Annotated in this window: 26 protein-coding genes and 2 pseudogenes; 8 read left to right on the top strand and 20 right to left on the bottom strand. The window is 60.6% G+C overall.

What is annotated here, in order from left to right:
• Positions 1–106: 106 nt before the first annotated feature.
• On the bottom strand, positions 107–388 hold the full coding sequence (locus ACR9ZC_RS02940) for a hypothetical protein (protein ID WP_481579746.1): 282 nt from the start codon (positions 386–388) through the stop codon (positions 107–109).
• Between the two features lie 279 nt (positions 389–667).
• Between ACR9ZC_RS02940 and ACR9ZC_RS02935 the strand changes: the two genes are divergently transcribed.
• The gene (locus ACR9ZC_RS02935) at positions 668–2,923 is read left to right on the top strand and encodes a hypothetical protein (protein ID WP_481579049.1); all 2,256 of its coding nucleotides are present in this window, start codon (positions 668–670) and stop codon (positions 2,921–2,923) included.
• A 182-nt stretch (positions 2,924–3,105) separates the two neighbouring features.
• On the opposite strand, the pseudogene ACR9ZC_RS02930 reads toward ACR9ZC_RS02935, so the two are convergent.
• The 5 genes and pseudogenes from ACR9ZC_RS02930 to ACR9ZC_RS02910 form a co-directional block, all read right to left on the bottom strand.
• Positions 3,106–3,534, bottom strand: a pseudogene (locus ACR9ZC_RS02930) (IS110 family RNA-guided transposase); the annotation flags it as partial.
• Positions 3,535–3,738: 204 nt separating this feature from the next.
• Entirely contained in the window at positions 3,739–4,476 is a 738-nt protein-coding gene (locus ACR9ZC_RS02925; RefSeq protein WP_481579048.1) for an HAD family hydrolase, read from the bottom strand.
• On the bottom strand, positions 4,467–4,943 hold the full coding sequence (locus ACR9ZC_RS02920; RefSeq protein WP_481579047.1) for a YbaK/prolyl-tRNA synthetase associated domain-containing protein: 477 nt from the start codon (positions 4,941–4,943) through the stop codon (positions 4,467–4,469). Before ACR9ZC_RS02920 ends, ACR9ZC_RS02925 begins: the two co-directional genes overlap by 10 nt.
• A gap of 5 nt (positions 4,944–4,948) precedes the next feature.
• Positions 4,949–5,917 (bottom strand): threo-3-hydroxy-L-aspartate ammonia-lyase, encoded by a 969-nt coding sequence (locus tag ACR9ZC_RS02915; protein ID WP_481579046.1) that lies wholly within the window; start codon positions 5,915–5,917, stop codon positions 4,949–4,951.
• A 24-nt stretch (positions 5,918–5,941) separates the two neighbouring features.
• Entirely contained in the window at positions 5,942–6,913 is a 972-nt protein-coding gene (locus tag ACR9ZC_RS02910; protein WP_481579045.1) for an ornithine cyclodeaminase family protein, read from the bottom strand.
• Between the two features lie 248 nt (positions 6,914–7,161).
• Here ACR9ZC_RS02910 and ACR9ZC_RS02905 point away from each other — a divergent pair, with 248 nt between their 5' ends.
• Positions 7,162–7,794, top strand: coding sequence for a helix-turn-helix transcriptional regulator (locus tag ACR9ZC_RS02905; RefSeq protein ID WP_481579703.1), 633 nt, complete (start codon positions 7,162–7,164; stop codon positions 7,792–7,794).
• Between the two features lie 432 nt (positions 7,795–8,226).
• Here ACR9ZC_RS02905 and ACR9ZC_RS02900 read toward each other — a convergent pair whose 3' ends face one another.
• From ACR9ZC_RS02900 to phnG, 8 genes and pseudogenes are all read right to left on the bottom strand, one after another.
• Positions 8,227–9,204 (bottom strand): magnesium and cobalt transport protein CorA, encoded by a 978-nt coding sequence (locus ACR9ZC_RS02900; protein ID WP_481579044.1) that lies wholly within the window; start codon positions 9,202–9,204, stop codon positions 8,227–8,229.
• Between the two features lie 67 nt (positions 9,205–9,271).
• Positions 9,272–10,404: pseudogene (locus tag ACR9ZC_RS02895) on the bottom strand (alpha-D-ribose 1-methylphosphonate 5-triphosphate diphosphatase).
• A 74-nt stretch (positions 10,405–10,478) separates the two neighbouring features.
• A complete protein-coding gene (phnL, locus tag ACR9ZC_RS02890) occupies positions 10,479–11,231 on the bottom strand; it encodes a phosphonate C-P lyase system protein PhnL (protein ID WP_481579043.1) in 753 nt (250 codons plus the stop codon).
• Between the two features lie 64 nt (positions 11,232–11,295).
• A complete protein-coding gene (gene phnK / locus ACR9ZC_RS02885; RefSeq protein ID WP_331568124.1) occupies positions 11,296–12,066 on the bottom strand; it encodes a phosphonate C-P lyase system protein PhnK in 771 nt (256 codons plus the stop codon).
• Positions 12,063–12,995: an alpha-D-ribose 1-methylphosphonate 5-phosphate C-P-lyase PhnJ gene (locus ACR9ZC_RS02880; protein ID WP_481579042.1), complete on the bottom strand. Its 933-nt coding sequence runs from the start codon at positions 12,993–12,995 to the stop codon at positions 12,063–12,065. Before ACR9ZC_RS02880 ends, phnK begins: the two co-directional genes overlap by 4 nt.
• Entirely contained in the window at positions 12,992–14,158 is a 1,167-nt protein-coding gene (locus ACR9ZC_RS02875; protein WP_481579041.1) for a carbon-phosphorus lyase complex subunit, read from the bottom strand. The genes ACR9ZC_RS02880 and ACR9ZC_RS02875 overlap by 4 nt, the downstream gene beginning before the upstream one ends.
• The gene (gene phnH / locus ACR9ZC_RS02870; protein ID WP_481579040.1) at positions 14,158–14,772 is read right to left on the bottom strand and encodes a phosphonate C-P lyase system protein PhnH; all 615 of its coding nucleotides are present in this window, start codon (positions 14,770–14,772) and stop codon (positions 14,158–14,160) included. The genes ACR9ZC_RS02875 and phnH overlap by 1 nt, the downstream gene beginning before the upstream one ends.
• Positions 14,769–15,242, bottom strand: coding sequence for a phosphonate C-P lyase system protein PhnG (phnG, locus tag ACR9ZC_RS02865; protein WP_481579039.1), 474 nt, complete (start codon positions 15,240–15,242; stop codon positions 14,769–14,771). The genes phnH and phnG overlap by 4 nt, the downstream gene beginning before the upstream one ends.
• Before the next feature lie 154 nt (positions 15,243–15,396).
• On the opposite strand from phnG, the gene phnF reads away from it, so the two are divergent.
• The 6 genes from phnF to ACR9ZC_RS02835 all read left to right on the top strand — a co-directional run bounded on the left by phnF (position 15,397) and on the right by ACR9ZC_RS02835 (position 20,326).
• Complete coding sequence (gene phnF / locus ACR9ZC_RS02860) at positions 15,397–16,143, top strand: phosphonate metabolism transcriptional regulator PhnF (RefSeq protein ID WP_481579702.1); 747 nt, start codon at positions 15,397–15,399, stop codon at positions 16,141–16,143.
• Complete coding sequence (locus tag ACR9ZC_RS02855) at positions 16,140–16,877, top strand: DUF1045 domain-containing protein (RefSeq protein WP_481579038.1); 738 nt, start codon at positions 16,140–16,142, stop codon at positions 16,875–16,877. Before phnF ends, ACR9ZC_RS02855 begins: the two co-directional genes overlap by 4 nt.
• A 218-nt stretch (positions 16,878–17,095) precedes the next feature.
• Positions 17,096–17,995: a phosphate/phosphite/phosphonate ABC transporter substrate-binding protein gene (locus tag ACR9ZC_RS02850; protein WP_331568129.1), complete on the top strand. Its 900-nt coding sequence runs from the start codon at positions 17,096–17,098 to the stop codon at positions 17,993–17,995.
• A complete protein-coding gene (phnC, locus tag ACR9ZC_RS02845; protein ID WP_481579037.1) occupies positions 17,992–18,834 on the top strand; it encodes a phosphonate ABC transporter ATP-binding protein in 843 nt (280 codons plus the stop codon). The genes ACR9ZC_RS02850 and phnC overlap by 4 nt, the downstream gene beginning before the upstream one ends.
• Positions 18,831–19,634 carry a phosphonate ABC transporter, permease protein PhnE gene (gene phnE / locus ACR9ZC_RS02840; protein ID WP_331568131.1) on the top strand — a complete coding sequence of 268 codons (804 nt, stop codon included), beginning with the start codon at positions 18,831–18,833 and terminating at the stop codon, positions 19,632–19,634. Before phnC ends, phnE begins: the two co-directional genes overlap by 4 nt.
• Positions 19,635–19,669: 35 nt before the next feature.
• Positions 19,670–20,326: a DapH/DapD/GlmU-related protein gene (locus ACR9ZC_RS02835; protein WP_481579036.1), complete on the top strand. Its 657-nt coding sequence runs from the start codon at positions 19,670–19,672 to the stop codon at positions 20,324–20,326.
• A gap of 82 nt (positions 20,327–20,408) precedes the next feature.
• Here the strand turns inward: ACR9ZC_RS02835 and ACR9ZC_RS02830 are convergent, their stop codons facing one another.
• The 6 genes from ACR9ZC_RS02830 to ACR9ZC_RS02805 all read right to left on the bottom strand — a co-directional run bounded on the left by ACR9ZC_RS02830 (position 20,409) and on the right by ACR9ZC_RS02805 (position 26,506).
• Positions 20,409–20,672 carry a DUF2249 domain-containing protein gene (locus ACR9ZC_RS02830; protein WP_481579035.1) on the bottom strand — a complete coding sequence of 88 codons (264 nt, stop codon included), beginning with the start codon at positions 20,670–20,672 and terminating at the stop codon, positions 20,409–20,411.
• A gap of 199 nt (positions 20,673–20,871) precedes the next feature.
• Positions 20,872–21,072, bottom strand: a complete 201-nt coding sequence (locus ACR9ZC_RS02825) for a copper chaperone (RefSeq protein WP_481579034.1) — start codon at positions 21,070–21,072, stop codon at positions 20,872–20,874.
• 286 nt (positions 21,073–21,358) lie between these two features.
• Positions 21,359–23,353 carry a beta-galactosidase gene (locus tag ACR9ZC_RS02820; protein WP_481579033.1) on the bottom strand — a complete coding sequence of 665 codons (1,995 nt, stop codon included), beginning with the start codon at positions 23,351–23,353 and terminating at the stop codon, positions 21,359–21,361.
• Positions 23,354–23,440: 87 nt separating this feature from the next.
• A complete protein-coding gene (locus tag ACR9ZC_RS02815; protein WP_481579032.1) occupies positions 23,441–24,292 on the bottom strand; it encodes a carbohydrate ABC transporter permease in 852 nt (283 codons plus the stop codon).
• 14 nt (positions 24,293–24,306) lie between these two features.
• Positions 24,307–25,254, bottom strand: a complete 948-nt coding sequence (locus ACR9ZC_RS02810; protein WP_481579031.1) for a carbohydrate ABC transporter permease — start codon at positions 25,252–25,254, stop codon at positions 24,307–24,309.
• A gap of 16 nt (positions 25,255–25,270) precedes the next feature.
• Positions 25,271–26,506, bottom strand: a complete 1,236-nt coding sequence (locus ACR9ZC_RS02805; RefSeq protein WP_481579030.1) for an ABC transporter substrate-binding protein — start codon at positions 26,504–26,506, stop codon at positions 25,271–25,273.
• Positions 26,507–26,513 lie beyond the last annotated feature (7 nt).

The following is a 26,513-nucleotide window of genomic DNA, read 5'->3' as shown; positions in this document are numbered from 1 at the left end:
TCGCCCTGCGCCTCAAGCAGATCTCGCCAGAGCGCTCGCTCGTCGAATTATGGATAGCGGGGCGTCTAGACTCGGTGAGGTTCAAAATTCCACGGGTAACTGACAATCATTCTAGTGTCGACTGATGCGCAAGGTGCTCAGCCGCACGCCACAGCTGGAGCACGCCGTCCGCGAGGCTTTGAATCACCTTGAACCGGTCCAGCTCGCGCATGCTCATGGTGTCAGTCCTGACGATCTCCAGCAGGTCAAAACCCCGCCAGAATGCGCCCAAACCGCCCTGCGATGCCGGCGGATCCTGCTGGACAAGCTCCTCTTTCCGTATAAGACCACCCGGCACCGATTCGCCCTCATGTTGCCGCATACGACGTTTACGTTGGCGCTGCTGCATGGCGGACGTTGAAGTGCCGTTCCACGCGCTAAGACTTCGCGTAGCCGGTCAGCGCTTCGCATAGCCAATCCGATTCAGCATACGGCTGCCGGCATAGTCTTTCGTAATGAACTCGAAGGTGCGTGTCTCTTGCCTACCGAATTTCGATCGCTGTCTCGGCCCACGAGTCCTAATGGCACTGATTCAACGAGGCCGACGTCTAACCCGTCGGCGACGACCGGCTCCACGGGAGCCGGTGCTGTAGCCACATCGCGTCCGGTACTCGGTGTTTTGTCCGGCATGCCGACGAGCAGGGCGGAGGGCGAACATCGTCCGTCTGGCGGCCACCGGTTCGGCTTCAGCGACCAAGGCCCTGCCCAATCGTCAGACGCGGCATCGGCGCGCTCGTCTCGATTCGCCCAGAGCCGCCCCGACGGCGGACGCAATGCCGAAGCGACGACGAGCGGATCGACTGCCGATGCATCTGCTGGTCAGCCGCCTGTGTCGGCAACGGGCGCTCGCCGGCTGACGCCTGGCGTTAATGAGGCATTGGTGCCGTCCGGTTCGGCTGGGCCGATATCGACGATATTGACCGAGGCGTCGTATGGCTTTAGCGCAGATGACGTGGCCGAAATCCAGGCAAAAGGCGGCCAAGCAGCTTTGGAAGCTGTGAGACGGTGCTGCGCCGATCTTTACGCGAACGAACTCGGCAATAAGGACGTCGTGCGTATCGCAGCCAAGGAGGGCGGCGCCGAGGCGTTGCAAGAAACTTGCGACCTTTACCGTCCGTTGAGTCTGGCGGGCTTCCCGCCGCATGAAATAGTCCGGTTGGCTGCTTTTGGACACGGCGCTCAAACGCTGCAAAACGCACTTTTGCTCAGCGGCCACCTGTCGAATCTCGGCATTCCCGATGACACCATCGTCACCGCGATCCATTACAGCGTTAACAGCGTTATCGAAGGGAAACAAGGTGCTGCGGCATTGGACGAGATGGTCGCTGCAATGGAAGATCCGTCGCAGGAGCCGATTCTTCGAGATCTTGTGGCGCTGTTCGAACGCCACGCCGAATTGACTCAATACGGTAGCGGGTGGACTTCCCAGAAGTTGATCGAGTTGGCAAAGAGCGGCAAAGGTGCCAAAGAACTGGCATGGAGGGACAAGTCCAGCAAGCGGATGGGTTCGTTCAGATGGGACCCGCACGCTTGGAAGAGCGAACAGGCGTCGCGCCGCCGCAAGCCCGGTTCCGAGACCTCTGCGGAACGGATTCAGGAGATATCGGCCGAGCTGATGCAGGCGCCGTACGGCTTCGAAGAAAGAGATGTGACGCGGATCGCTCAGGCCGGCGGAGCAGAGGCGCTCGAGGCCGTGAAACGGTATTACCCTGAACTCAGCGTTATGCTCAGGTTGCCGACAATCGACATCGTCGCCATTGCCAGCGGGAAAGACGGGGTGGCTGCGCTGCGCGAAATTTACAAGCACTATCAGTCGCTCGTGGATGTGGGCTTTCCATCGTTCGAAGTCGTGCAGTTGGCTCGCACGGACGAGGGCGCTTATGCGTTGAGCAATGCGCTGAGACTCTATAACGCACTGGTGGGGCGAGGCTTTTCAAGCGACACCGCGATCACCGCTATTCACTATAGCCATCGACAAGACGAGCACGCGATGAAGGAGCTGTTTGCCTTGATCGAAGATCCAGCGGGGGACAACGTGCTGAAGGATCTCGTGATGCTGCTCGAGCGCCGCGACCAGCTCGGAGATCGCAACATCGCAGGCGTGACATTAATCAAGATGGCCCGGAGCGGAAAGGCGCGTAAAGAACTGGACTGGCTAGACAAGGTGCAAGCAAAGGATCGGAAACGGTATGGCTTTGCCATACCGAACCCGCATGCTTGGAAGGACCCCGGAGTGCGTAGGCGACGCGCGCCGATTGAGGCGCCGTCCGACGAACTGCTGCAGGAAATGACTACCGCGTTGACTGCGCCTCCCTATAATCTCGGCGAAAGCGCCATTGCATCAATTGCGAAAGACGGCGGCGGGAAAGCACTGGAGGCAGTCCGGAACAATTACGTCGAGCTGAAAGACGCCGGATTCTCGCCGAGCGCAATCGTGAACATTGCCCGTAGCCGAGGCGGCGACGAGGCGTTGCGCGAAGCATGGAATCTTTGCCAGCCGCTTCGCGCGATCGGTTTTCCAATGTCGAGCATCGAACGCATGGCAAGTTGCGGCGATGGCGCTCATGTGTTGCAGCAAGCGCTGCCGCTATATAGCCGCCTCGACGAACGCGGTTTTTCTCATGAGCGAATTATTGCCGCCGTTGGCAACAGCAACCTTTTGACGACTGACGCCCTGTTGAGGTTCTCGGTGCCGGATTCCCCTCGAGTCAATGAGTACAAGATGAAAGATTTGATCGCACTTCTCGAACGGTTCGACGATCTGAAGGAAGCGGGATTGGCGCAGACCCATGAGGACTTGCGCAACATAGCCGGTGTCTATGGAAACGCCCAGGTCTATTTGAAGTCGCTCGAAGAACGGAAGAACGCCGGCCGCTCCAGATAATGCAATTTCGTTCAACCCAGAGGGACGTAGACGCCCGCATCGGAAGAGGCTTCAGAAGGAGACTGGCCAGAAATCCAAGCGTGGCGGCGCGCGTTTGTCAATCGAAGTAAAAATTCAACCCGTAAATGGCCCGGACACCGGCGCCAACCAACGTGAACAGCCCCGGGGATCGTGGAGGCTGGTGGCAACACAACACCGGATTCGTAGAGCAGCCCGCGGAGCTGGTTGACCTGCATCACGCGAATCCGAACGAGTTGCCGCCGCATTCGGTGCAGCGCCAGCATGGCTTGCCGATCCGCAGTTTTGATGGCCACGAAGCGCATGCCGGGACGCTGTTACGCTTCCCAGATCGCTGCGGCATCGGCCGCATCATTCTTGTTTGATTTGACGAACGGCCGCACGTCGTGGCCGAGCCTGACAAACTGCCTAGCCCAGTGATGGGCGCTACCGCAGGCCTCCATGACCACACGCGTCGCAGGCCGATTCGCAAAGAACGGTACCAACTGCGCGCGTTTAAACGCCTTGTTATGAATGACGCCGGTCTGAGGATCAACGTAGTGGACCTGGAAGACGCGCTTGGCCAGATCGATTGCAATGGTCGTGGGCTCCATTTGGATAGCTCCTTGGTCGACGTAGTACCGGAAACAGCACTGTCGCACGATCCGTTTGCGCGACTGCCGCGACAGATGTGCCGCTAAGGCGGGAGGCGACCATTCCATCTGCTTGGTTCTAACACTCGAAAAGTTGATAATTTAGATTATGTCAAATATAGGATAGGGTTGGCACTCGAACGGCCGCGTCGCAGTTGGAAGATGTCAGCGATCCGTTGCCGAAGCGAGTGACTGAGGGCCACCCAACGCTCGGCACAGCATCGACAGATCCCGAATCCTCAGATGCCAACGCGAAGCCTTGTGGGTTGCGGCTTTCGCCTCGGAAAAACCATGCCGAACAATCCAGGCTGCCTGGAGGCCCGCATTCAGAGACCCGAGAACATCGAGATCGAAGTCATCCCCGACATGCAGTAGCGCCTCGGGCTGCACCCCAACGATTTTGGCAGCCTCTAAAAAGATGCTGCCATCAGGTTTCGCATAACCGAACGCATCGGCAGTCAAGAGTGCACGGAAAAACCCGGAACAACCGGTTAGCCGGAGGTCAGCGTTTCCGTTCGTCACTGCCACGAGCGGAAACCTTGCGCTAAGCCAGGTCAACGCTGGCCAAACGTCCTCATAGAACTCGACTTTCTGCCGGGCGGAATAAAAGACGGTGTATGCGGCTTCCGCCAGGGCGACGTCTTCCCTCGCTAACTCCAAGGCAAGCCGAATGGAGCCGAGGCGTAAGGCTCGGTAGTTGGCCGCCAAGTCGGGGCGCGAGCGTTCGTACTGGTCGCGCAGCGCTCCAAGCGCCCGCCAGCTCGGCAGCGTAACTGCAGTTCCTCGCGCTTTTTCGAGCAACCAGGCGTGAAGGACCGCTTCGGCACGCTCGACTGCCGCCCTGAAGGACCAGAGCGTATCGTCCAGATCAAACGAGATGGCTGATACTTTGCCTAGACGCATAGGGATCGCAGAAGCGGCTTGGCAATCCGGACATAATCGACCGAATCCAACACCATCGAGCGATCGAGCCGTCCGGCGTTGAACGCGATCTCGTCAAAGCGCTCGACCAGCTCGGGGTCAACGATCAGTTTGATGTTTGACGAGAACGAGAAAGGAGGAATTGCACCAATGACGCACCTCGTCTCTCGTTGCGCTTCTTCGGGCGAGGCAAGCGTTGCTTTCTTGCCCCCTGCTGCCGCCGCTACCCGCTTGAAGTCCAGTTTCCTGTCGCCCGGAAGAACCGCGAGGACCAGCGTGCGGTCGTCGTCTTTGCACTTGCAGAGCATTGCCTTCGCACCCTGCCCCGGCTCGGTCCCGCGAATCGCTGCGACCAGGTCCGACCGTCCCTCGGGTGGATGCTCGCAGACGCGGAACCGGGCTGCTTCGGCTTCGAGCAAAGCAACCAGCTTGTCAAATATGGGCGTCATCGTGCTTACGCCGCCGCCACCGCACAGAAACGTTCGAGGTCGATGTTGCCACCGCTGATGAGAACGCCGACGCGCTTTCCTTTGAGAGAGTCCTTCATATTCAAGGCAGCAGCGAGCCCGAGGCATCCGGTCGGTTCCACGACCATCTTCATGCGGGCAGCGAAGAACTTCATGGCGCTCACCAGATCGGAGTCGGGTGCCGTCAAAATGTCGTTCACATCGCGTTTGATGATACCGAACGTGTAGTGTCCGAGGTGCTGGGTCTGTGCGCCGTCCGCAATGGTTTTCGGCGTCTCGATATGAACGATTTCGCCACTCCGGAACGATTGCTGACCATCATTACCTGCTTCCGGTTCGACGCCGTACAAGACACATTGCGGCGCCAGAGCACGGGTCGATAGCGCGCTACCTGACAGCAGACCGCCACCGCCCAACGGCACAAACAGATAGTCGAGCGCACCGACGTCTTCAAAGAGCTCCCTGGCGGCAGTACCCTGCCCCGAAAGGATGTCCGGGTGATCGTAGGGCGGAATCAGCGTGAGGCCGTGTTCGTCTGCGAGACGCCGGCCAATCGCTTCGCGATCCTCGGTGTAGCGGTCGTACACAACCACGTTCGCCCCATATCCCTTCGTCGCCGCCACCTTCGCTGCGGGCGCATCATGTGGCATCACAATGGTCGCAGGGATGTTGAGAATCTTCGCAGACAGTGCAATCCCTTGGGCATGGTTGCCCGAGGAGAACGCGACCACGCCGGCTTTGCGCTGTTCGGGCGAAAATTTCGAAAGCGCATTGAACGCCCCGCGAAACTTGAAAGCGCCCATGCGTTGGAAGTTCTCACACTTGAAGAACACTTCCGCGCCGGTCATTTCGTTTAGCGTCCGTGAGGTTTGAACCGGGGTGCGATGTGCGACGCCGGCGATCCGGGAGGCAGCCGCCTCAACGTCAGCGTAGGTCGGAAGCTCGAAAGTAGTCATGTCAGACTCGAAAGTAGATTTGATTCACCAAGGCCATGCAACGGACGTCCCTAGCTGTTGCTCCGTGGCGTGCTCATAGAGGAAGCGCGCGACCGTGAGATCCTGTAGAGCGAGGCCCGTCATATCGAACACAGTGATGTCGCTCGGAGACCGCTGGAACGAGCTTGTGCCAGAAAGGATGTCGCCTATTTCCGTGCATGGCAACGACGGTGCCCACTGGCATTCGCCGATGCTGCGTGCCTGAACCTCATCATCGACGAAAATGCGCGCACGCGCCAACACACCATCAGGCAGTTCGCGCTTGCCAGCCGTGTCGGCACCCACACATGTCAGGTGCGTTCCGGGTTGAACCGCTTCTGCTTCGAACAACGCGCCACTTCCAGGCGTCGCGGTGATGACCACATCGCTGTTGGCTACGGCATCGTTGCGGTCCATTGCCACGCTGATGGCGCACCGGTCCCGAAATCTCGCTTCGAAAGCGGGCTCGGCCTCGCCGGTGACGGTCACATATTGGACCGTACAGTGCTGAGGTAGTAGCTTCAGCGCGTACTGAAGCTGGACGCTCGCCTGAACCCCGGTACCGAAGATGCAGATCCGCGTACTTTCGCGTCGCGCGAGCTGTTGCAGCCCCAGACCACCGGCGGCGCCGGTCCGCGCAGTGGTGATTGCATTACCGTCCATTATGCAGAGCGGTCGCCCCGTCGAAGGATCGAACAGCGCAACGGTCGCTTGATGAGGCTCACCGCCAACGCCACGGTTGCCCGGCCAGAAGCCGGCCGCCTTGAAACCGAGAAGATTCTGGCATGCCACATCGCCGGACTTGATGCCGAACACCCCACCCGTATGCAACTTCTCGCGCACGACAGGAAAGACTCGTCCGGCTCGCCGGCTGTGAAGGATAAATGCTTCGCGAACCGCTGCCATGACCTGCTCCGCTTGCAGAGCAGGTTCCACAACGTCACGGTCGAGCAGGAGAAGGTTTGCGTCTGTCGGCATGGTCGTTCGTTTTCCCCATCGGACGGTTAAAACTATACAGTATGTCCAATCATGGACGAAATATCAACGTAGACATGCCGAGCAATGTACAGCGCTTCCCCGGATCGCGACGAATGAACATTCCCATAATCGGGGACGGGTTCAGCGCTTGCGCTTTGCAACGCTTGACGCTGTTCGTGCGTCCCAGCGGGTTTCGCTTCGGGCGCCAAGAGCCTATACAATGTGAAAAAATGTAGATGAATCATCCAATGGCTAAGAGCAAACTCACCCGCGAGCAGCAGACAATCCTCGATCAGGTCAAGCACATCGCAGCGGGATTGGGCGAAACGCTTGCGCCATTTACGGAGGTGGTGGTTCACGACCTCCTTCATCCGAAAAACGCGATCCTTGCGATCCACAACAACCTGTCTGGGCGGCAGGTGGGCGATCCTGCGACCGAACTCGGTCTGGCACGGATTGCCGATGCCAAGTACCCGCAAGTCCTCGCGAATTACGCGAATCGTTTCGCGGATGGCCGGCAGGCCAAGAGCACATCAATTGGCATAAAGGATTCGGACGGGCATTACATCGCCGCGCTCTGCCTGAACGTCGATGTGACGCTGTTCCGCAGCGTCACCCACCTGCTGGAACAGTTTTCTACGCTCAAGACTGATGTGGTCAAAGAATCGCTGGACCCATCGAGCGCAGAGTCGCTGCGTGAGCGAATCGATCGATTCGCGGTCGCTCTCGCGACGACGCCGCAGGCGCTGCGCACTGATCAACGAAGGACTCTGATGCAAGCCCTTAGAGACGAGGGATACCTCGATTTGCGACGATCGATGGAGACGGTCGCCCAACATCTGGGCGTATCGCGCGCGACCGTGTACAACGACGCCAAGTGAGAGGAAATGCTGCGTGTGACGGCGATTTAGTTCAGATCCTGGTCGCCCGAGATTTGCGCGAGAGAGCCTCGATTCTTCGAGGATTTCGGGACGCTGCGATCGATGACGCCGTGAAGATGACGCTCGAGGTCGGCCCGCCCGACAGTATGCGCACAGCGGGTTCGCCTGCTGGCATCGACGGAAGGCCTCCTGCTCGACCCCGTCTATGGGGAAAGGCCTTCGCGGGGCTTGTGGAAAACGCCACCAGCGGAAGCTATCTTGCAGGACAAGATATTCTGTTCGTGATGACCGGTGGTGTTCCTGGGCTTTTTGCTTACCGAAGCGAATTCTCTAACTAGGCGGTTGCATCCACAGGTGCGCAGCATCCCGCTTATCAGGCCATCCGTTCCGACGGCACTGTTCAAACGTGGCCGCGTTTTTACGGCTGGTAAGTCACAGCCACCCCGCGGCCTTGAACCGCCACCAAAGAAAAATGTCGATTCCGAGCATCGCCGCGAGACAAACCGGATACCCGTACGCATAATGCAGCTCGGGAATGCTCTGAAAATTCATCCCATAGATACCCGCGATCATCGTCGGCACGGCAAATAGCGCCGCAAACGCCCCGAGCCGTTTCGTGACCTCGTTCTCGGCCAGCGAGATTATGCCGAGGTTGACCTGGATCGCAGTCACGATCATTTCCCGGCGGCCTTCAATCGTCCTGACGATGCGCTCCAGGTGATCGGAGACATCGCGAAAATACGTGCTCATTCCGAGGCAGATGCGCGGAATGCGGCCGCCCGACAGCTTGCTGACGCCCTCCAGCAATGGAGCGATGTGATGCTGTAAGGTGACGAGCTTGCGCTTGAGCAAATACAGGTCTTCGATGATCGCGCGCGATGCCGCGAGACTGTGCTTTTCGAAGATCCGGTCTTCGATCTCCTCGAGCTTCGCACCCAATGCCTCGAGCACCGGAAAATAACGATCGACGATATTGTCGATGAGCGCATACAGCACGAAGGCCGAGCCCTCCTTCAGCAAATGCGGCTCGTGCTCGCAACGCGTACGGACATCCTGGAAGCCGAGACGCGTCCGGTTGCGCACGGAAAGCACATAGTTGGGCCCGACGAATACATCGACCTCGCCGACCAGCAGTTCGTCGTCGTCACCTGTTTCGATCGTATGCAGCACGGCGAACAGCGAGTCTCCATACTCTTCGATCTTCGGACGCTGATGCCCATGGCGCACGTCCTCGAGCGCGAGCTCGTGCAAACCGAACTCGTGTTTCATGATTTCGAGTTCGACGGCGTCCGGATCCTTCAGCGCCACCCAAACGAAGCACTCAGGTTTGGCGAGATAGACGCTGATGTCATCGACGTGAATGTCGGCGAGCTTTTTGCCGTCTTGATAGACGACGCAATTGATCAACATGGGAAGCACCGGCGGGCTGATTCGAACTTTCGCAAGCGTACCTCATCGGTGGCCCGCTGTGTCCATCCTACGCTACTCGCACCCCACGCACATAGGTCGCCCGCGGTACGGGAAAGGCATCGCTTAGGCCCACGCGCACCATATCGGCCCGCAGTCCGATTTCAATCGCTCCCCTATCGTCAAGCCCAACGGCCTGGGCGGGTGCGCTCGATACGGTAGCGATCGCACGCGGTAGCGACCACCCCGCCTCCCGCACCAGTTGAAACGCCGCCATCATGAGGCTCGACGGAACGTAATCGGACGACAGGATATCGAGCAGGCCCTCCTTCGCAAGCTCGAGCGCCGACACGTTGCCCGAGTGCGATCCGCCGCGCACGATGTTGGGCGCTCCCATCACCGTGACCTGACCGTGCCGCCGCGCCGTCCGGGCGGCCGCCATCGTCGTCGGAAACTCCGCGATCGCAATGCCGTCGCGCACGGCCTCTTCCACGTGCTCGACGAGCGTATCGTCATGGCTTGCCATCGAGATGCCGAGCGCCTTGCAGCGATCGACGATGCGACGCCGATGCGTTTGCGCGTAGCGCGCCTGCAGATCGGACAGTTCGATCAACGCGGCTTGAGCCTTTTCATCGCTCCACTTCCCGTTGCGCTCCTGGTACTGACGCCACTTTGCCGGATCGCTCCACTGCCGCTGACCCGGTGTGTGGTCCATCACCGAAGCGAGTTCGACGAGCCGATGACTGCCGAATTCCTCGAAAAGATCGACGACGTCTTCCGTGCCGACCTCGCAGCGCAAATGCAGGTAGTGCTGCGCACGCAGGAAATCGTGCGCCGCAAGGCGATCGAGCGCGGATACCGCATCGCGATGGACCTGGCTGCCGCGTAGCCCCGCATCGGTGCGCGAACCGATCGCGAGCGAATCGAACACCGTCGTGATGCCGGCCGCAGCGATCTGTGCGTCGTGGATGACGAACGCCGCATCGACGTTCCATGTGACGCCCGGACGCGGCGCGAGATGCTTCTCGAGATTGTCGGTGTGCAGTTCGACGAAGCCAGGCAGCAGATAGTCCCCCGCCAATCGTCCGCCTCCGGCACGCTCGTCGTACCGGCTGCAACATCCACCACGAGGCCATTCTCGACCCGCACCACGCCGATGAATTCCTCGTCGCGCGTAACGATCCGCGCATTCCTGATCAACATAGGTTGCTCCGTATCCGCTATACGCGGCGTTCATTCGCACCGCTGATCGACTGTCGGCGCCCCCCCGATGTGCGTCAGGCGGCCGCGAGCACCGACCGAGGCTCCAACTCGTGCTGCCGCGTGCAGACCTGCGCGCGCGTGGCCTCGTCGTGGAAGATACCGACAATCGCGGCGCCGCGCCGGCGTGCTTCGGCGACGACCTCGGCAACGACTGCGCGGTTCGACGCGTCGAGCGATGCGGTGGGCTCATCGAGCAGCAACACAGGGTGCTCGGCAATCAGGCCGCGCGCAATGTTCACACGCTGCTGCTCGCCTCCTGAGAATGTCGCCGGAGCCAAGTTCCAGAGCCGCGCCGGGATGCCCAGGCGGGCGAGCCATAGTTTCGCACGCTGCCTAGCCTCATCACCGTCGACGCCGCGCGCGATCAGCGGCTCGGCGACGAGTTCGAGCGCCGGCACGCGAGGAATCGCGCGAAGAAACTGGCTCACGTAGCCGATCACGTCGCGGCGAACCCGCAGCAGTTCGTGAGGGCTCGCACCAGTCAGGACGATGTACCGGTGCTCGCGGGTTTCGTCGCGTAACTCAATGGATCCGGCGCTTGCCAAATAGTTTCCATAGAGGCAACGCAGCAGCGTGCTTTTTCCGGCGCCCGACGGACCGACGAGTGCGACGCACTCGCCGCGCCGCAGATCGAGATCGACGCCGCGCAGCGCCGCAATGACCTGGCCGCCTTGTGTGTGCAGCACGAACGTCTTGGCCAAACCGCGTGCACGCAGCATCAACGCTTCATCGTCGACAAAGCGCCTATCGATTCGTTCATCGCTCATTCGAACGTCCCCTCTTCTTTCAAGGCGCGCCATGCGGCGCGCGATTCGTCGCGTGAACAGGCCCCTAGGCAGGCAGCACCGACGACACGAGCAATTGCGTATAAGGGTGCTGCGGGTCGTCGAGCACTTGATCGGTCAGCCCCGTCTCAACGACGCGGCCTGCTTGCATCACCATCAGCCGATGCGCGAGCAAGCGCGCGACGCCGATGTCGTGTGTCACGATCACACAGGCCAGATGCAGCTGTGCCGTCAGCGTGCGCAGCAGATCGAGCAGGCGCGCCTGCACCGAGACATCGAGGCCCGCAGTGGGCTCGTCCATCAACACCAGCCGCGGACCGGTCACCAGATTGCGCGCGATCTGCAGACGCTGCTGCATGCCACCCGAAAACGAGGTCGGCAGATCGTCGATGCGTCCGGCATCGAGTTCCACGCGCCGCATCCAGTTCGACGATGTCTCACGGATTTTCCCGAAATGACGCGCACCGACGGCCATCATCGGTTCGCCGATGTTCGCTCCGGCCGATACGGTCATGCGCAAGCCGTCGCGCGGATTCTGTTCGACGAACCCCCATTCGGTACGCATCAGATGGCGTTGGCGCGCCTCGCTGAGCGTGAACAGTTCCAGCGACTCGCCCTGGGCCGACGTGTACGTCACGCGGCCCGACGCCGCGCGCAGGCGCAACGCAATCGTATTCAACAAGGTCGTCTTGCCAGAGCCCGACTCGCCCACCACGCACAGTACTTCGCCGGGATAGAGATCGAAGCTCACGTCTTCGCAGCCCGGCCGTTCGCCGTAGTACGTCGTCAGACCTCGCGCGCTCAATAGCGGTGTCATGAGCGCGCTCCCTCGGGCTCGGCCACGGGTGCGCTGTCCGTTTCGCGTTTGGCGACCTGCTGCTGGCAGTAGTCGCTATCGGAACAGATGAACATTCGCTTGCCTTTGTCATCGACGATCATCTCGTCGAGAAAGCTTTCGCGCGAGCCGCATATTTCACAGGCGTGCTCCCATCGTTGCACCTCGAACGGATAGTCTTCGAAGTCGAGGCTGCGCACGCGGGTATAGGGGGGGATGGCGTAGATCCTGCGCTCCCGGCCTGCACCGAATAGCTGCAGCGCGGGGTTCATGTGCATCTTCGGATTGTCGAACTTGGGAATGGGCGATGGCGCCGCCAAATAGCGATCGTTGACGATAACAGGGTAGTCATACGTCGTGGCAATACTCCCGTGGCGCACGATATCCTCATAGAGCTTGACGTTCATGAGCCCATACTCGGAGAGTGCATGCAGCTTGCTGCACTCCGCGAGCCGCGGCTCGAGCCGGTAAAGCGGCTCGGGCATCGGCACTTGATATACGAGAATCTGCCGATCGCTCAGCGGTGTTTCCGGAATGCGGTGACGCGTTTGAACGATCGTGGCTTCGACGGTGCGCGTCGTGGTCCGGATCCCGGCCGTACGGGCGAAAAATCGTCGGATATTGACGGCGTTGGTCGTATCGTCCGAACCCTGATCGATGACTTTGAGCGTGTCGTCGCGGCCGATGATCGCCGCCGTCACCTGAATTCCACCTGTACCCCACCCGTACGGAAGCGGCATTTCCCGCGAGCCGAACGGTATCTGATGGCCCGGAATCGCGATCGCCTTCAGCAGCGCCCGGCGTATCATCCGCTTTGTCTGCTCGTCGAGATAGGCGAAGTTGTAGCCTTCGGCCGCCTCGTTCACTGCGTTCGCGGCGTTCGCCGGATAGGCTTCGTGCGGCGCGTTCATACGGTGTCCTCCCCTGCCCCGGCCTGCTGTGCCGTTCGATGCGCGGCCCGCAGGCGCCGCACCAATTCGAGTTCGGCTTGGAAATCGACATAGTGCGGCAACTTCAGATGTTGCACGAAGCCCGAGGCCTCCACGTTATCGCTGTGATAAAGCACGAACTCGGGGTCTTGCGCGGGTGCCGTCACCGCTTCGCCCAACTCCTCGGCGCGCAGTGCGCGGTCGACGAGCGACATTGCCATTGCTTTGCGCTCCGAGTGCCCGAAAGCCATGCCGTACCCCTGGGTAAAGCTCGGCGGGGCCTTTTGCGTACCCGAGAACTGATTGATCATCTGGCATTCGGTCACTTCGATGTCCCCGAGTTCGACGGCGACGCCGAGCTCTGGAATCTCCATCTCGACGGCCACGAGGCCGTTGCGGATTTCTCCCGCGAACGGGTGGTTGCGTGCGTATCCGCGTTGCGTCGAGTACCCCATCGATAGCAGGAAGCCTTCGTCGGCACGGGCGAGGTTCTGCAGTCGCACCGCACGTTCGGCCGGCATCAGCAGCGGTTCGACTGCCAGGTCGACAGGAGCCTCCGCGTTCTCCGAAGGCTGTTCCTGCTCGATGAGCCCCTCTGCATCGAGCAACGCCACGACGCGCGGCATCGCAGCCGCCGATGCCTCGTCCACGGTTGGCTGCTCGTCCGATGCGTTCGCCGCCGCTTGCAGCGATGCCCGAGGCGATGCGCACTCATCGCCCGATTCAAGTGCCGGCTCATCGGCCAACAACGAAAAGTCGAGCAATCGCTGTGTGTAGTCGTAGGTCGGCCCCAACAGTTGTCCGCCGGGAACGTCCTTGAACGTGGCCGAAATCCGGCGCTGTACCTCCATGCGCCCGGTTTCGATCGGCACCGTGTAGCCGAAACGCTGCAATGTAGTGCGATAGGCACGTAGCAGAAAGATCGCTTCGACGAGGTCGCCAGCGGCTTGCTTGATCGCGAGCGCCGCGAGTTCCTCGTCGTAGACGGAGCCTTCCGTCATGACGCGCGCAACGGCCAGCCGCATCTGCTGACGAATCTGCGCGATCGTCAACTCCGGCTCGGCGGGATCGCCCCTCCGTGCTTTGTCGAGCAAACGCCACGAAGCCTCGATCGCGCGTTCGCCACCTTTGACTGCAACGTACATCAGTTGAGCTCCACTCGGGTGGTGCGGGGTACGCCGATGACGGACCGTCCGCAAAAGAAATAGCAATCAATGCCGCACGGTGCTTGTGCGCTCAGCGCCGTGCGTTCGTGCCAGAACGAGTCGGCCACGCCGACGGGCGCAATGCGAATGTCCGATTGGATTCCCGGCCCGGTGAGCGTCAGTGGCCGCCCGCCTTCCAGCGCAGCGACGCGAATCAGCAACGTCGCGGAATGCTGCGGCGCCTCCGGTGTGCCATGCGAGAACCCGTCGAGCGGCGGCATCTTTGCAGGGTCCGAGATGTAAGCAAATGCGGCTTCGCGCGATTCATCGACGAGCGGCGCCCCCGTGTGAAAACGAATGGCCTGTGCGAGCGCTTCATCGGGCTGTTGCAGCCAGACGGGTGTCGAGAAGTCCGCCAGCGTCAGCACAGCTGCGAAGGCTGCGGCCGGCCACCGGCGATCCACGTCGTCGTCGAGCACCACGTCGATCGAGCGAGTCGTGCCCGGTCGCGCAAGTACGTCGAGCAGTATGCGAAACGAAACCTGCGCATGATGGACGGGATCGGAAAAACCACGCACGAGCGTATCTAGCGACGCAAGATTATCGGCCATCATTCCCCTCGCACCATCGTATAGAAGTCGACCCGGGTCGACGCCGTGCTCGCGGCACGTTCACGCCGTGCGTCGTCACGCGATCGAGCGAGCGGCTCGATCAGCCGCAAATGCAGCGCGTCGTGCCAGTGCGGCGTTTGCAGCATGGCATCGGCGAGCGCGGCGAGCTCCGCCCGACGTTTGTCGCGTCCCAATTGATAAGCAATGCCGACGGCGCCATCGGGCGATTTCAGCCGCAGCACGGCGCGCGTGACGGTGGTCTCGCCGACGTTGAACGGATCGCCTGTTCCGCCGATGCGCCCACGCACCATCGCAAGCCCCGTTTGCGGAGCACGCAGCCAATCGAAGGCCGGTAGCCCAGTCCCGCCGCAGACCCCAACGAGCGCCGATTCGAGCGTGGCGCGCGGTGCCCGGGCAAGCTCGGCCAGCCAGCACCGACGCTCCGGCGCGATTTCCGCAGATAATGCCTTCATATCCTCGATTCCCGTGCCTTCATGACATCTAGTCGTCTAGACGACTAGATCAATAAACTGCATGCTAGCATATCGCCACGAAAGCATTCGAACCGATCGGAATGACACAACGATGAAACGCAGCAACAACGGACGCGTCACCGAGCCGGGCGGCATGCCCTTTGCAGCAAGCGCGGTGGAACGCGGCGCCGGCGTGGCGGTATGGCGGCAGATCGAACAGACGCTGGCCTCGGAAATCGCCGCGAGCGGATTCGGTGAAGACGGGCGCTTGCCGAGCGAGGGCGAGCTCGCGAAGCGCTTCGGCGTCAATCGCCATACTGTGCGGCGCGCAATGCTCGGGTTGGCGGCGCAAGGGCTGGTCAGCGTCGAACAGGGCCGCGGTACGTTCGTCCAACCGGGCGCAATCGACTATACGATCGGGCGCCGCACGCGGTTCACTGAAAATCTGCGCGAGCAGGGCCATTCGGCATGCGGTACGGTGCTTTCGTCCGCGTCCGTGAAAGCCGAGCCGAGGATTGCCAAGGCGCTGGGGTTGCGCACGGGAACGCTCGTGTATCGGATCGAATCGCTGCATGCGGCGGATGGCGTACCGCTGACGTACGCGCTTGCCTGGTATCCGGCCGCGCGCTTCGCGGGATTGCCGCAGGCGCTGGAGCGAACGAATGGCGGCTTCTCGGCCGCGCTCGCCGAATACGACGTCATCGACTACGCTCGGCGCTGGAGCAGGATCGGCAGTACGCTGCCCGACGCGGAAGTGGCGCGCCGCCTCAATATCAACAGGCAGCAGCCCGTGCTGTGGGTCGAGAACGTCGATGTCGACGCAGACGGTACGCCGATCAAGTACGGCTTTACCTATTTCGCCGCGGACCGGGTACAGCTTCTGGTGGAGCAAAACGTATGAGCGATGGCTCGAAGACGGTTTGCGAGTGGACCGAGCAAAGCCGATTCGCGATTTACTACGCGCCAGCGCGCGGCTCGGCATGGTGGGATATCGGTTGCAGCTGGCTTGGACGCGATCCCGAATCAGGACAAAGGCTCGTTCCACCGGTGCTGCCGGCGCTCGCCGCGCGTTCGCGCGATGTGCCCGGCCTCGCGCGGGCGCCGCAGCGCTACGGTTGGCATGGGACGTGGGTGGCGCCGGCCCGGTGTGTGGCCGGTGCGGCGCTCGAGGACGTCTTTCGGGTGGCGCACGGGTGGGCACGCCGCCAGGAACCGTTTGATTTGCACGTGGAGGCGGCGGCGCTCGAACGATTCGTCGCCATCCGTCCGGCAACGGCTGACGGCAGCGCCGCCATGCGGGCGCTTGCGGCTGACGCCTTGCACGAGTTCGCGCCTTTACGCGCGATGCCGAACGAAAATGAGCGGCGACGCCGGCTCAACGGTCGATTGACGGAGCGGCAGCGCGAATTATTGGATCGCTGGGGCTATCCGTTCGTGCTCGACGAATTTCGCTTTCATATGACGCTCAGCGATCCGATAGATGCCAACGAGCAGCAGATGCTGATTGACTGGTGGAACGCACAGATTCCGCAACTAGGCCCCCTGCGGATCGACGGTGCGGCAGTTTTCGCCGAGTGCGGCCCTACCCAGCCGTTTGTGCTCGTCGCTCGTTTTCCTTTCGAGGGGGCGCGATGAGAGGGCCTGCGGCTCGCGTGCGGCGCGGCACGCTCGCCTGAAACACGTCTAGACGTCTGGATATCCATTCGTAAGATGACAGGTCAGCAGCGGCGCACACCTTTTTCACAAATTCATCATCTATCCATCCCACAATGCGCCAGACGCGACGCATGGATGTGCCGCCCGCGTTTAACCGATTCGCAACCGACACACCACCACTCGGGGAAAGGGACGATATGAAGCTGTTGAAAGTTGCCGCTGCCGCCGCGCTCGTCGCGAGCTTCGCTGCCGCCAATGCGCATGCCGAAGGAACGTGCCCCAACAATGGCGTCGTGCGTTTCGGCGTCGAACCGTACGAATCCTCGCAGCGCCTGCTGCCTGTGTATCAGGACGTTGCCAAGCTGATCGGCGACAAACTGGGCTGCAAAGTAGAGCTTTTCGTCGCGACCAGCTACAACGCCGAAATCGAGGCGATGCGCAACGACAAGCTCGAAATCGGTCAATTCGGCCCCCTCGGTTACGTGCTCGCGCATCAGGTCGCCCACGCGGAAGCCGTCGCAACGTTCGCGGGCGAGGACAACAAGCCGGCTACCTATACGGCGTCGATCGTGACGTGGCCGGGCTCGGGCATCAAGTCCCTCGCTGACATCAAGAGCCGCTCGTTTGCCTACTCGGATCCCAGCTCGACGTCGGGCCACCTCTTCCCCGCCTACGGCTTGAGCAAGAACGGCATCGATCCGGACCATGGCGTCAAGGCGATTTACGCGGGCAGCCATACGGCGTCGTTCGAGGCGCTGCGCAACCACAAAGTGCAGGCAGGCGAGCTCAACAGCGAAGAAATCGCAAGCGCGAAGCTGCATAACGAGTTCGACCAGAATGCCTACGTGACGCTTTGGCAATCGGAGCCGATTCCGCTCGATCCCATCGCCGTGCGCGGCAACCTGCCCGCCGAGTTCAAGCAGCGTCTGGCGAAGATTCTGAGTTCGCTCGATTTTCATGAACTGCCGGAAGCCGATCAGAAGTTCCTTGCGGCGAACGAGAATCCGGCGCTCAGGACCACGGTACAAAACGATGCCGCCTACGATCAGATCCGCGATCTGGTCAAGACGCTGCACGTCGACCTGGCAAAACTGTGAACTCCATTCTCGGAGCGCCCGGCGCTGAGGCATTCGGGCCGCACAGCCGGCCACACGATCGCACGGCGCCGCGAGGGGGCGCACGCGCCCGCGGTGCGACGCTGGCCGTGCGCAACCTGACGATGCGGTATCCGAACGGGCACGTCGTCCTTCGAGACGTGACTCTGTCGGTCGAGGCGGGAGAGATGGTCGTCGTGCTCGGCAGCAACGGCAGCGGGAAGTCGACGTTGATGAAGTGCGTGGTTGGCATGAACCGACCTAGCGCCGGCAGCGTCGAAGTGGCGGGCCGCGATCTCACGTCGCTCTCGGGCAAGGCGTTGCGCGAGGCGCGGCTGCCGCTTGCCCTGATCTCGCAGCATGCGAATCTGGTGCGGCGCCGCAGCGTGCTCGCCAACGTCTGTTGCGGGACGCTCGGCCGGCATCGCACGCTTGCGACGACGCTTGGATGCGTGCCCCGCGAAGAAGTCGGTCCGGCGCTGGGTCACCTCGCCGAGGTGGGGTTGGCCGAGCTTGCGGGTCAGCGCGCTGGAACGCTGTCGGGCGGTCAGGCTCAGCGTGTCGCCGTTGCTCGGGCGCTTGCGCAGGCGCCGCAGGTGCTGCTCGCGGACGAGCCTGTTGCGAGTCTCGATCCTGAAGCCGCCGACGAGGTCATGCGGCTGCTGCGTCGCCTAGCCAGCCACGATGGCCTCGCCGTGGTCTGCGTGCTGCATCAGCCCGAACTTGCGACGCGCTACGCGGACCGGCTCGTCGGGCTGCGTCGTGGCCGTACGGTGTTCGACCGGCCCGCGGCGGAGGTCTCGCAGCGCGAGATTGCCGAGCTCTACCAGGCGGACGCATGATGAGCACCACATACAAAGGTCCGATGCCGGGCGGCCCCTCGCCGGCGCGTCAGATCGGTGCGATCGCCGCGGTGGTGCTGATCGCCGCGCTTTTCGTTCAAGCGTGGATCGTCGTGCAGGCGCGGCCCCAGGACCTCGTGACGGGTGCTCATGGGATGGCCGATATCATCTCGCGCGCCCTTCCCCCGGCCTTCGATCAGTTCAAGCCGACGTTACTTCCGGTGCTGGAAACGATCGATCTGGCGATTTTCGGCACCGTATTCGGCGTCGTGCTCGCCTTCCCGCTCGCTATTCTCGCAGCACGGAATCTGACGCCCGCCAAGCCGCTCTATTACGCGGCGCGGGCGGTCATTGGCGTGGCGCGGGCCGTGCCCGACCTCGTATGGGCGTTGCTGTTCGTGACCGCTGTCGGCCTCGGGCCATTTCCGGGCGCGCTGGCGCTTGCGGTCCATTCCGTCGGCATGCTCGGACGGCTCTTCGCGGAAGTAATCGAGGATATGGATATGGGTCCCGTCGAAGCACTGACGTTGACGGGAGCGAGCCGTATACAGGTGTTCACGCACGCCGTCGTGCCGGGCGTGCTTCCTTCGCTGTTGGGCATCGCGCTGTACCGCTTCGATGAAAACCTGCGATCCTCGCTCGTATTGGGCTTTGTCGGCGCCGGTGGTATCGGTTTCCTGTTGCTGACGGCGATGAATCTGTTTCAATATCAAACGGTCGCGTTACTGCTGATCGTGACTTTCGTGCTCGTCGCGTGCGCCGAGCGGATTTCCGCCTATCTCCGAACGCTGGTCGCTTGAGAGGGCGCGCTTCGAAACATTGCTGAGGCAAGGCCATGTACATCGAAAAAATGGGCGGTGTCGACCCCTGGACGCTCGGCGAGGTATTGTCCGATGAACCCAGGATCGATCCGACCGCAGTCGTTCGAAAGAGCGAGTTCGGCTGCTATACGTATCTCGGCCCGCGCACGCAAATGGCGGATGCGGTCTTCGGCGACTACAGCTACGCGATGGGAGACAACCAGATCGCGCATGCACGTATCGGCAAATTCGTGAATATCGCCACGTGCGCGCGCATCAATCCGCCCAATCACCCGACGTGGCGGGCCACGCTTCATCATTTCACCTATCGGTCGCGATCGTATGGACTCTCGCTCGATGACGACGACGAAATCTTCGAATGGCGCGCGCAGCACCGCGTCGAGATCGGCCATGATGTGTGGCTCGGTCACGGCGCGATCGTCATGCCGGGAGTGAGCATCGGCAACGGAGCGGCCGTCGGCTCCGGTGCCGTGGTGACAAAGGACGTTCCACCCTTTGCGATCGTCGTTGGCGTACCGGCGCGCGTGTTGCGCCTGCGCGTCGACGAACGCACGGCGGAGCGCCTTCAGCGGATCGCCTGGTGGGACTGGCCCCGGGAGCGCCTCGATGCCGCATTGGCCGACTTCCGCACGCTCGATGCCGCCGCGTTCGCGGAGAAGTACGACGGCTGATGTGAGCGCCCGTCAAAGAGCATCGAGACCAGGTCCGCTGCGCGCTTTAATCGAGTTCATCATGGCGTGCGAATAGGCACGATCAATCGAGCCCCGTCGCCGGCTTGCCAATCAGTACGCGCCACAGGTCTGGGCGTCCCTTTCCGCATTGCCACCAGAACCCGTCCGGCAACTCGGCAGCAAACTCCTCGAGCAACGGTTCGGGATTGTGGTCCGATACGAGTTCGAGCGCCTGACCGGGCGACAGTCTTGCAAACGTGTCGAACACCATCGAATGGCGCTCGCTCGGATCAACGGTGCCGACGTCGAGGACGATTACGGCAGCAGGGGCTGTGAAGGCAGACATGTTCATACTCCAGAATGGAATGGAAGATAACATTCATCAAATATGTATGTTTTAGCACAGAGGTCGATATCCGAACCGAACTGGGTCAATTGGTCGCATCACGGATGAAGGCGCTGCTATGCGGGCGCTAATGCTGACTTCGACTCGACCTTATGCATCGAAGAGCCGACGGCAAGGTTCGTTGAAGCGGGACCATTGGCTAGCGTTGAGCTATTCGGACGTCATACCCGGCATCGTAGAACGCAACGAGGAATTCCTCGGCGAACAGCCACGAGTCGACGTCCACTGTGTTTCCCGGCACATTTGTCGCCACCTTCGCCTCGGGATCGACCGAAATGATTGCGTGCGCAATTTTCGGTATGTCGTCGTCGCTGAGTTTTTCCAATGTTCTGAATTTCATGGTCTCGCCTTTCTCGTTCGATGACATGGGTATGTCAGTGTCGCGTCGCGTATGGCGATGCGGCGAACGGGAAAGGTATCGATGCGGATTCCCCGTTCCGTCCCGGAGTCCCGAGTCACCGCGTGCATTTGAACCGCGGGAGTGTCCTTACCTTACCTTGACGGAGTTGGGGAACATTGCGTTAGATCAAGATGCCCGATATATGTCGTAATGTGATATTTATTGCCGTTGACCGTCACGGCTCGATATTGACATCGATGCGAGCCCTGTTGCGAGCCGAGGGCCCTCACAAAGAGGGGACTTGAACGAGTATTTCCACGCCGCCCGGAGCGAGCTTCATGTTGCCGTTCGAAAAGCTGCCGCCCGACAGCGCGCTTACGCAATTGCGGACCGGAATCGACACTTCCTTGGGCTCCTTCGAGAGATTCAGTACAAAGATCAACCGTCGCTCGTCGGACTGTCTTATCGCGACTTCCACACCATCAGGGAGTTCGAGGCTGCAGTCGATGCCTGCGTCACGCGCGATGCGACGCATCAAGACCTGGCTTGCTTTTTCGTCCAGCACCGTACCGATGTAATAAACCACGCCCTTACCGTGCGCGTTTCGCGTCACGGCCGCCTTCCCCGCAAAGTATTCACCCGAGTACGTTGCCGTTGTTTCCGCTGTGACAGGTGTCAGGATGTCGCACCATTGACCGCATGAGAGACGTTCGCCGCTCTCCAGACTCAGCGTCTGCGCGTCCTTCCCCACGGGATCGTATTCGTCGACATACGCGCCGGCGAGTGCTGTCAGCAGATTCGGCAGCCGGTCCGGCAAGCAGACGTTGTTCATGTTCTTGACCCCGGATCTCGTGGTCAGCAAGAGCGTGCCTCCATTCTCGACATAGCGCTTGAGCTTGCCGGCCATTTCCTCGTCGATCAAATACAGCATCGGCGCGATCACGAACTTGTAACCCTGGAAGTCTTCTCGCCAGTTGATGACGTCCGTTCCAACGCCCATTCGAAGCAATGCGGAATGAAGCCGTTTGATATTTCCCAGGTAGTCGAACCCATCGGCCTGCGGTTGTATCTGGAAGGCATTCAGTTGCTCGTGCGAAAAGAGCATGGCTACATCGTGCTTGAGCGCGGTTCCCTCGAGCAGCGGGGCAAGTTTTGCAGCCTCGGTGCTGAATTGAACGAACTCTTCGAAGCGACGCCCGGGCTGCCCGTGGTGATCCAGAAGCCCGTGCCAGAATTGCTCTGCTCCAATACGCGCCGAGCGCCAACGAAACTGGACGATGGTGTCCGCACCGCGGGAAACGCTCTGCCACGCGTAAGCGCGGATCATGCCGGGAAACGGCGTACGCGACATCGGGTACCAGCATCCCGGTGTTCCGCTGAGCTGCTCCATGACCCAGAAGTTCTGGCGTTTCACGCCGCGCGTCAGATCGAGCGTCAGTGCGCCGTGATACATCTTCGACTTCGAGTCGTCCTGGAGGTCTGTCGCCGGATAGTAGTCGACGGACGCAAAGTCCATGCTGTCGAACATATCGTAGTAGTCGGCGGTGACCGGGTAGCCCCACAAATTGTGCGTCACGAACTTTCCAGGACTGTTCTTCCTGATCAGCGCTGCCTGAAAGCGGTTGAACTCGGCAACCGCATCGGAAGAAAACCGCCGAAAGTCGAGCAGGAACGAGGGGTTGAGATACGGCGAACCACCCAGCGGCGTCGTTACCTGATCCCAGTCGCTATATTCCCCGCTCCAGACGACGGTTCCCCACTCGCGATTCAGGGAATCCAACGAGCCGTATTTTCGCTGCAGCCAGCCACGGAACAAGCGTGTGCAGTTCGCGCAATGGCAATCGTTCGCCGCGAGTTCGTTGTCGGTTTGCCAACCGATGACGGCCGGATGCGATGCGTAGCGCCGCGTGATTTGCTCGATGATCCGCTCGCCAAACTTGCGCAGCGACGGGCTGTTGTAGCAGCGATGCAGGCGTACGCCTGCGAAAACCGCATTTCCTTTGTTATCCACGGGAAGGACGTCGGGATAATTGTGCGTCAACCAGACCGGCGGCGTCGCGGTCGGTGTCCCGATCACCACGTCTATTTCATGCCGTGCCAGCAAGGCAATGGCCTGGTCGAGCCATTCGAAATCGAACTTGCCCTCCGTGGGCTCGAGACGTGACCATGCGAACTCAGCCAGGCGAACGATCGTGATGCCGGCTTCCTGCATCTGTCGCGCGTCTTGCTCCCACAGCGAAACGTCCCAATGCTCCGGGTAATAATCGACACCCACCTTCATGGAGAGATTCCTTTGATTGAGTAAACGTTAGGGACGCACAGCGCCCTGCGGGCCCGATGCCCACATCGATGGTCAATGTGTGATCGCTCAGCCCTTCGTGGCGCCGAATGTCAGACCGGCGACGAAATGCTTCTGCATTGCGAAGAAAATAACGATGGACGGAAAAGCTGCGAGGAGCGAACCCGCCGAGACGAGATTCCAGGCGGTGGTCCACTGCCCCTTGAGGGCGGCCACCCCGACCGTGATCGGCGCTGCGTCATCCCCTTGCGTCAAGGACAGTGCCCAGAAGTAGTCGTTCCATACGAACGTGAACACGAGAATGGCAAGCGCCGCCAGAGCCGGTGCGATCAGAGGCAGGATGATGCGGTAAAACAATTGCCACTCGTTGGCACCTTCGACGCGCGCTGCTTCGACGAGCTCATACGGAAGCTCCTTGATGAAGTTTCGTAGAAACAACGTGCAAAACCCCGTCTGGAATGAAATGTGAAACAACACGAGTCCTTCGAGCGTGTTGAATAATCCGAGGTGAAGCGTCAGTTGACGAACGGGGATCATCAGAATCTGGATCGGAACGAAGTTGCCGGCCACGAAGATTCCCAAGATGCTGCTGTTACCCTTGAAGAGATACGTCGCCAGCGCAAAACCTGCCATTGCGGCAAGCGCAATGGATCCGACAACTGAAGGCACGGTGATCAGGCAACTGTTCATGAAGTAATGCAGCATGGGCGAATTGAACAGTACCGCCCGGTAGTTCTCTACGAGCGCGAACCGCTCGGGCCATCCCCAATAGTTGCCTTGAACCAGATCGTCCGTCGAGCGCACCGACGTGATGAAGACTGCAATCAACGGAAGCAACCAGATGACGAGAGCGATGGGCAGCGAGGTTTTATAAACCCTGCGGCCCATCGGACTCCAACGGCTCACCGGAGTGGGATACATAACCTTTTCCTCTGTTATCGGTCGGTGTGAAGAAGCCGGCGCAGCTGGTATACGATGAACACCAGCATGATCAAGAACAACACAACCGCAATCGCCGCCGAATAGCCAAATCTGAAGTACTTGATGGCTTGGTCGTACATGAAATAGGCCAGCACAGTCGAGCTGTCGAACGGCCCTCCTCCCGTCATCACCGCAATCAAGTCGAAGCTTCGAAGCGCGCCGATAAGGGTGAGCACGACGGACAGGAACGTCGCGGGACGCAGTTGAGGCAGTACGACATGCCAGAGAAGCGACCAGCCCGTTGCGCCCTCCATACGGCCAGCCTCGACGATTTCCGGATTAATGCTCGTGAGGTTGGTGAGATACAGCAGCATGCAGAACGGGATTTGCGGCCACAGCGCTGCCGCGATCACACCGAACGTGGCGTAACGCTCGTCTCCCAGCACCGGGATGCCATGTCCCACGATGAGCTTCAACAATCCAAACGCGGGATCGTAGAACCAGCTGAAGATCAGTCCGACCACGACCCCCGATAGCACGAACGGCGAAAAGAACAGCGACTTGATCAGTCGCATACCCTTCACGCTCTGATTGAGATAGAGCGCAAAAACGAGTCCGATGGGAGGAGCCAGCAGAAACAGCACGAGCCAAAGGACGTTGTTCTTCAATGCAACATAGAACGTGTCGGTGTGAAGCAGCTCACGGTAGTTCGCAAGCCCGACAAAGACCTTGTCACTCATCCCGTCCCAGTTGTAGAGACTGAGTACGATGCTGCTGATGATCGGGTAGATCACATAGAGGCAGAACATCGCGCAAGCGGGCAGCAGAAACAACAACGCAGCTCGCTTGCGTCGGGTTGCGAGTGGTGCGTGCACTCGATCTACTGACGTGCGGCGCAAGCCCCGGGGTTGCTGCGCAGATGAACTTCGATTCACCGACTTCCTCGTTTCAGCTGTGGCCATCTGAACCCTCGCGTGATCAGGACTTGCTGTAGACGCGCTTGCGCGTCTGTTCGAGGTGGCTGAGAATCTCGTCGAGCTTCGAGGGATCGCTGACGAATCGCTGCATCCCCTTCATTCCTTCGTCGGCCATCTCCTTGGTCATATCCCGGTCGTAAAACTGAGCCACACCGCCTGTCGTTCCTGACAGGATTTGAAAACCGATCTTGGCGATGGGATCGTCGGGCATCGCCGCCTTGTTATTGGCGGGCAACGTACCGACTCCTTTGGCAAGCGCCGCATCGTTATCCGGTTGACCGATGAACGCAAGGAACTTGCGTGCATCGGCCTTGTTGGCTGCCCGCATCGGAATGTTCAGGCATTCGGCCGACCCATCCTCCGCCGGTGTGACTTTCGGATCTACGGTTGGGAACCTGAAGAAGCCGGTTTGGGCTTTCGTAGCCGGAGGCAGCCCCGGGGACAGGAACGTTCCCATGAGCATCATGGCCGCCTGGCCCTGGCTGTAGAGCGGCTGGACGGAGTCGAGGCTATAGGAAAGCGGATTGTCGATGAAGTACTTGTTGTCGATCAGGGTCTTCCAGGCCAGATACACATTCTTTACGCGCGCATCGGTATAGGGAATCTCGCCGTTCATCAACTTCATGTGGAAGTCGTAGCCGTTCATGCGCAGGTCGAGATAATCGAACCACGCAGCAAGCGTCCACGAATCGCGGCCGCCCACCGCGATCGGCGCAATACCGGCGGCTTTGAGCTTCTTGCAATCGTCGAGAAAGGCTTGCCAGGTCGTGGGTTCGCCTTTGATTCCGGCCTTCTCGAACAGGTCTTTTCGATAGTAGACGCCCCACGCGAAGTACTGGGTGGGCATCGCATACTGCTTGCCGTTGTACGAGGATGGAGTCTTCAGTGACGCGAACTGTGTATTCCAATCGTTCTTTTGCCAGTCGGCCGACAGATCGTCGAGCAGGCCGCGTTTCGCGTAGTAGGCCATGCGCTCGCCCTCATGCCAATTGATCACGTCCGGAGACACCGACGTCAGCCATGCCGGAAGTTGAACCTTGTATGTTTCCTCTTCGACGAAAGCGACTTTGGTCGTCACCCCTGGGTTGGCCTGCTCGAACTGCTTGATCAGGTTTTCCCAGACCGCACGCGTCTCCGCTCCCTTGAAAGCGATGTTCAATTGGAGCGTGCCAGCGCTGGCGGAGGTAGCGATGGACAGCGCGGCACTCAGCACTGAAAGTGCAATGATTCGGTTCATGGATGTC

The organism is Trinickia sp. HAY1-2D (assembly GCF_056754935.1).
The sequence above is the reverse complement of the archived record's forward strand: the minus strand, read 5'-3'. Positions and strand labels throughout refer to the sequence as shown.

Coding starts and splice junctions, on each gene's coding strand:
- ACR9ZC_RS02880 (WP_481579042.1), bottom strand. CDS start 12,995: ATGAACGCGCCGCACGAAGCCTATCCGGCGAACGCCGCGAACGCAGTG.
- phnL (WP_481579043.1), bottom strand. CDS start 11,231: ATGAGCGATGAACGAATCGATAGGCGCTTTGTCGACGATGAAGCGTTG.
- ACR9ZC_RS02810 (WP_481579031.1), bottom strand. CDS start 25,254: ATGGCCACAGCTGAAACGAGGAAGTCGGTGAATCGAAGTTCATCTGCG.
- ACR9ZC_RS02875 (WP_481579041.1), bottom strand. CDS start 14,158: ATGTACGTTGCAGTCAAAGGTGGCGAACGCGCGATCGAGGCTTCGTGG.
- ACR9ZC_RS02825 (WP_481579034.1), bottom strand. CDS start 21,072: ATGAAATTCAGAACATTGGAAAAACTCAGCGACGACGACATACCGAAA.
- phnG (WP_481579039.1), bottom strand. CDS start 15,242: ATGAAGGCATTATCTGCGGAAATCGCGCCGGAGCGTCGGTGCTGGCTG.
- ACR9ZC_RS02855 (WP_481579038.1), top strand. CDS start 16,140: ATGAGCGATGGCTCGAAGACGGTTTGCGAGTGGACCGAGCAAAGCCGA.
- ACR9ZC_RS02815 (WP_481579032.1), bottom strand. CDS start 24,292: ATGTATCCCACTCCGGTGAGCCGTTGGAGTCCGATGGGCCGCAGGGTT.
- ACR9ZC_RS02910 (WP_481579045.1), bottom strand. CDS start 6,913: ATGCCGACAGACGCAAACCTTCTCCTGCTCGACCGTGACGTTGTGGAA.
- phnE (WP_331568131.1), top strand. CDS start 18,831: ATGATGAGCACCACATACAAAGGTCCGATGCCGGGCGGCCCCTCGCCG.
- ACR9ZC_RS02850 (WP_331568129.1), top strand. CDS start 17,096: ATGAAGCTGTTGAAAGTTGCCGCTGCCGCCGCGCTCGTCGCGAGCTTC.
- phnH (WP_481579040.1), bottom strand. CDS start 14,772: ATGATGGCCGATAATCTTGCGTCGCTAGATACGCTCGTGCGTGGTTTT.
- ACR9ZC_RS02805 (WP_481579030.1), bottom strand. CDS start 26,506: ATGAACCGAATCATTGCACTTTCAGTGCTGAGTGCCGCGCTGTCCATC.
- ACR9ZC_RS02905 (WP_481579703.1), top strand. CDS start 7,162: ATGGCTAAGAGCAAACTCACCCGCGAGCAGCAGACAATCCTCGATCAG.
- ACR9ZC_RS02925 (WP_481579048.1), bottom strand. CDS start 4,476: ATGCGTCTAGGCAAAGTATCAGCCATCTCGTTTGATCTGGACGATACG.
- ACR9ZC_RS02900 (WP_481579044.1), bottom strand. CDS start 9,204: ATGTTGATCAATTGCGTCGTCTATCAAGACGGCAAAAAGCTCGCCGAC.
- ACR9ZC_RS02935 (WP_481579049.1), top strand. CDS start 668: ATGCCGACGAGCAGGGCGGAGGGCGAACATCGTCCGTCTGGCGGCCAC.
- ACR9ZC_RS02920 (WP_481579047.1), bottom strand. CDS start 4,943: ATGACGCCCATATTTGACAAGCTGGTTGCTTTGCTCGAAGCCGAAGCA.
- ACR9ZC_RS02830 (WP_481579035.1), bottom strand. CDS start 20,672: ATGTCTGCCTTCACAGCCCCTGCTGCCGTAATCGTCCTCGACGTCGGC.
- ACR9ZC_RS02835 (WP_481579036.1), top strand. CDS start 19,670: ATGTACATCGAAAAAATGGGCGGTGTCGACCCCTGGACGCTCGGCGAG.
- ACR9ZC_RS02915 (WP_481579046.1), bottom strand. CDS start 5,917: ATGACTACTTTCGAGCTTCCGACCTACGCTGACGTTGAGGCGGCTGCC.
- phnK (WP_331568124.1), bottom strand. CDS start 12,066: ATGACACCGCTATTGAGCGCGCGAGGTCTGACGACGTACTACGGCGAA.
- ACR9ZC_RS02940 (WP_481579746.1), bottom strand. CDS start 388: ATGCAGCAGCGCCAACGTAAACGTCGTATGCGGCAACATGAGGGCGAA.
- ACR9ZC_RS02820 (WP_481579033.1), bottom strand. CDS start 23,353: ATGAAGGTGGGTGTCGATTATTACCCGGAGCATTGGGACGTTTCGCTG.
- phnF (WP_481579702.1), top strand. CDS start 15,397: ATGCCCTTTGCAGCAAGCGCGGTGGAACGCGGCGCCGGCGTGGCGGTA.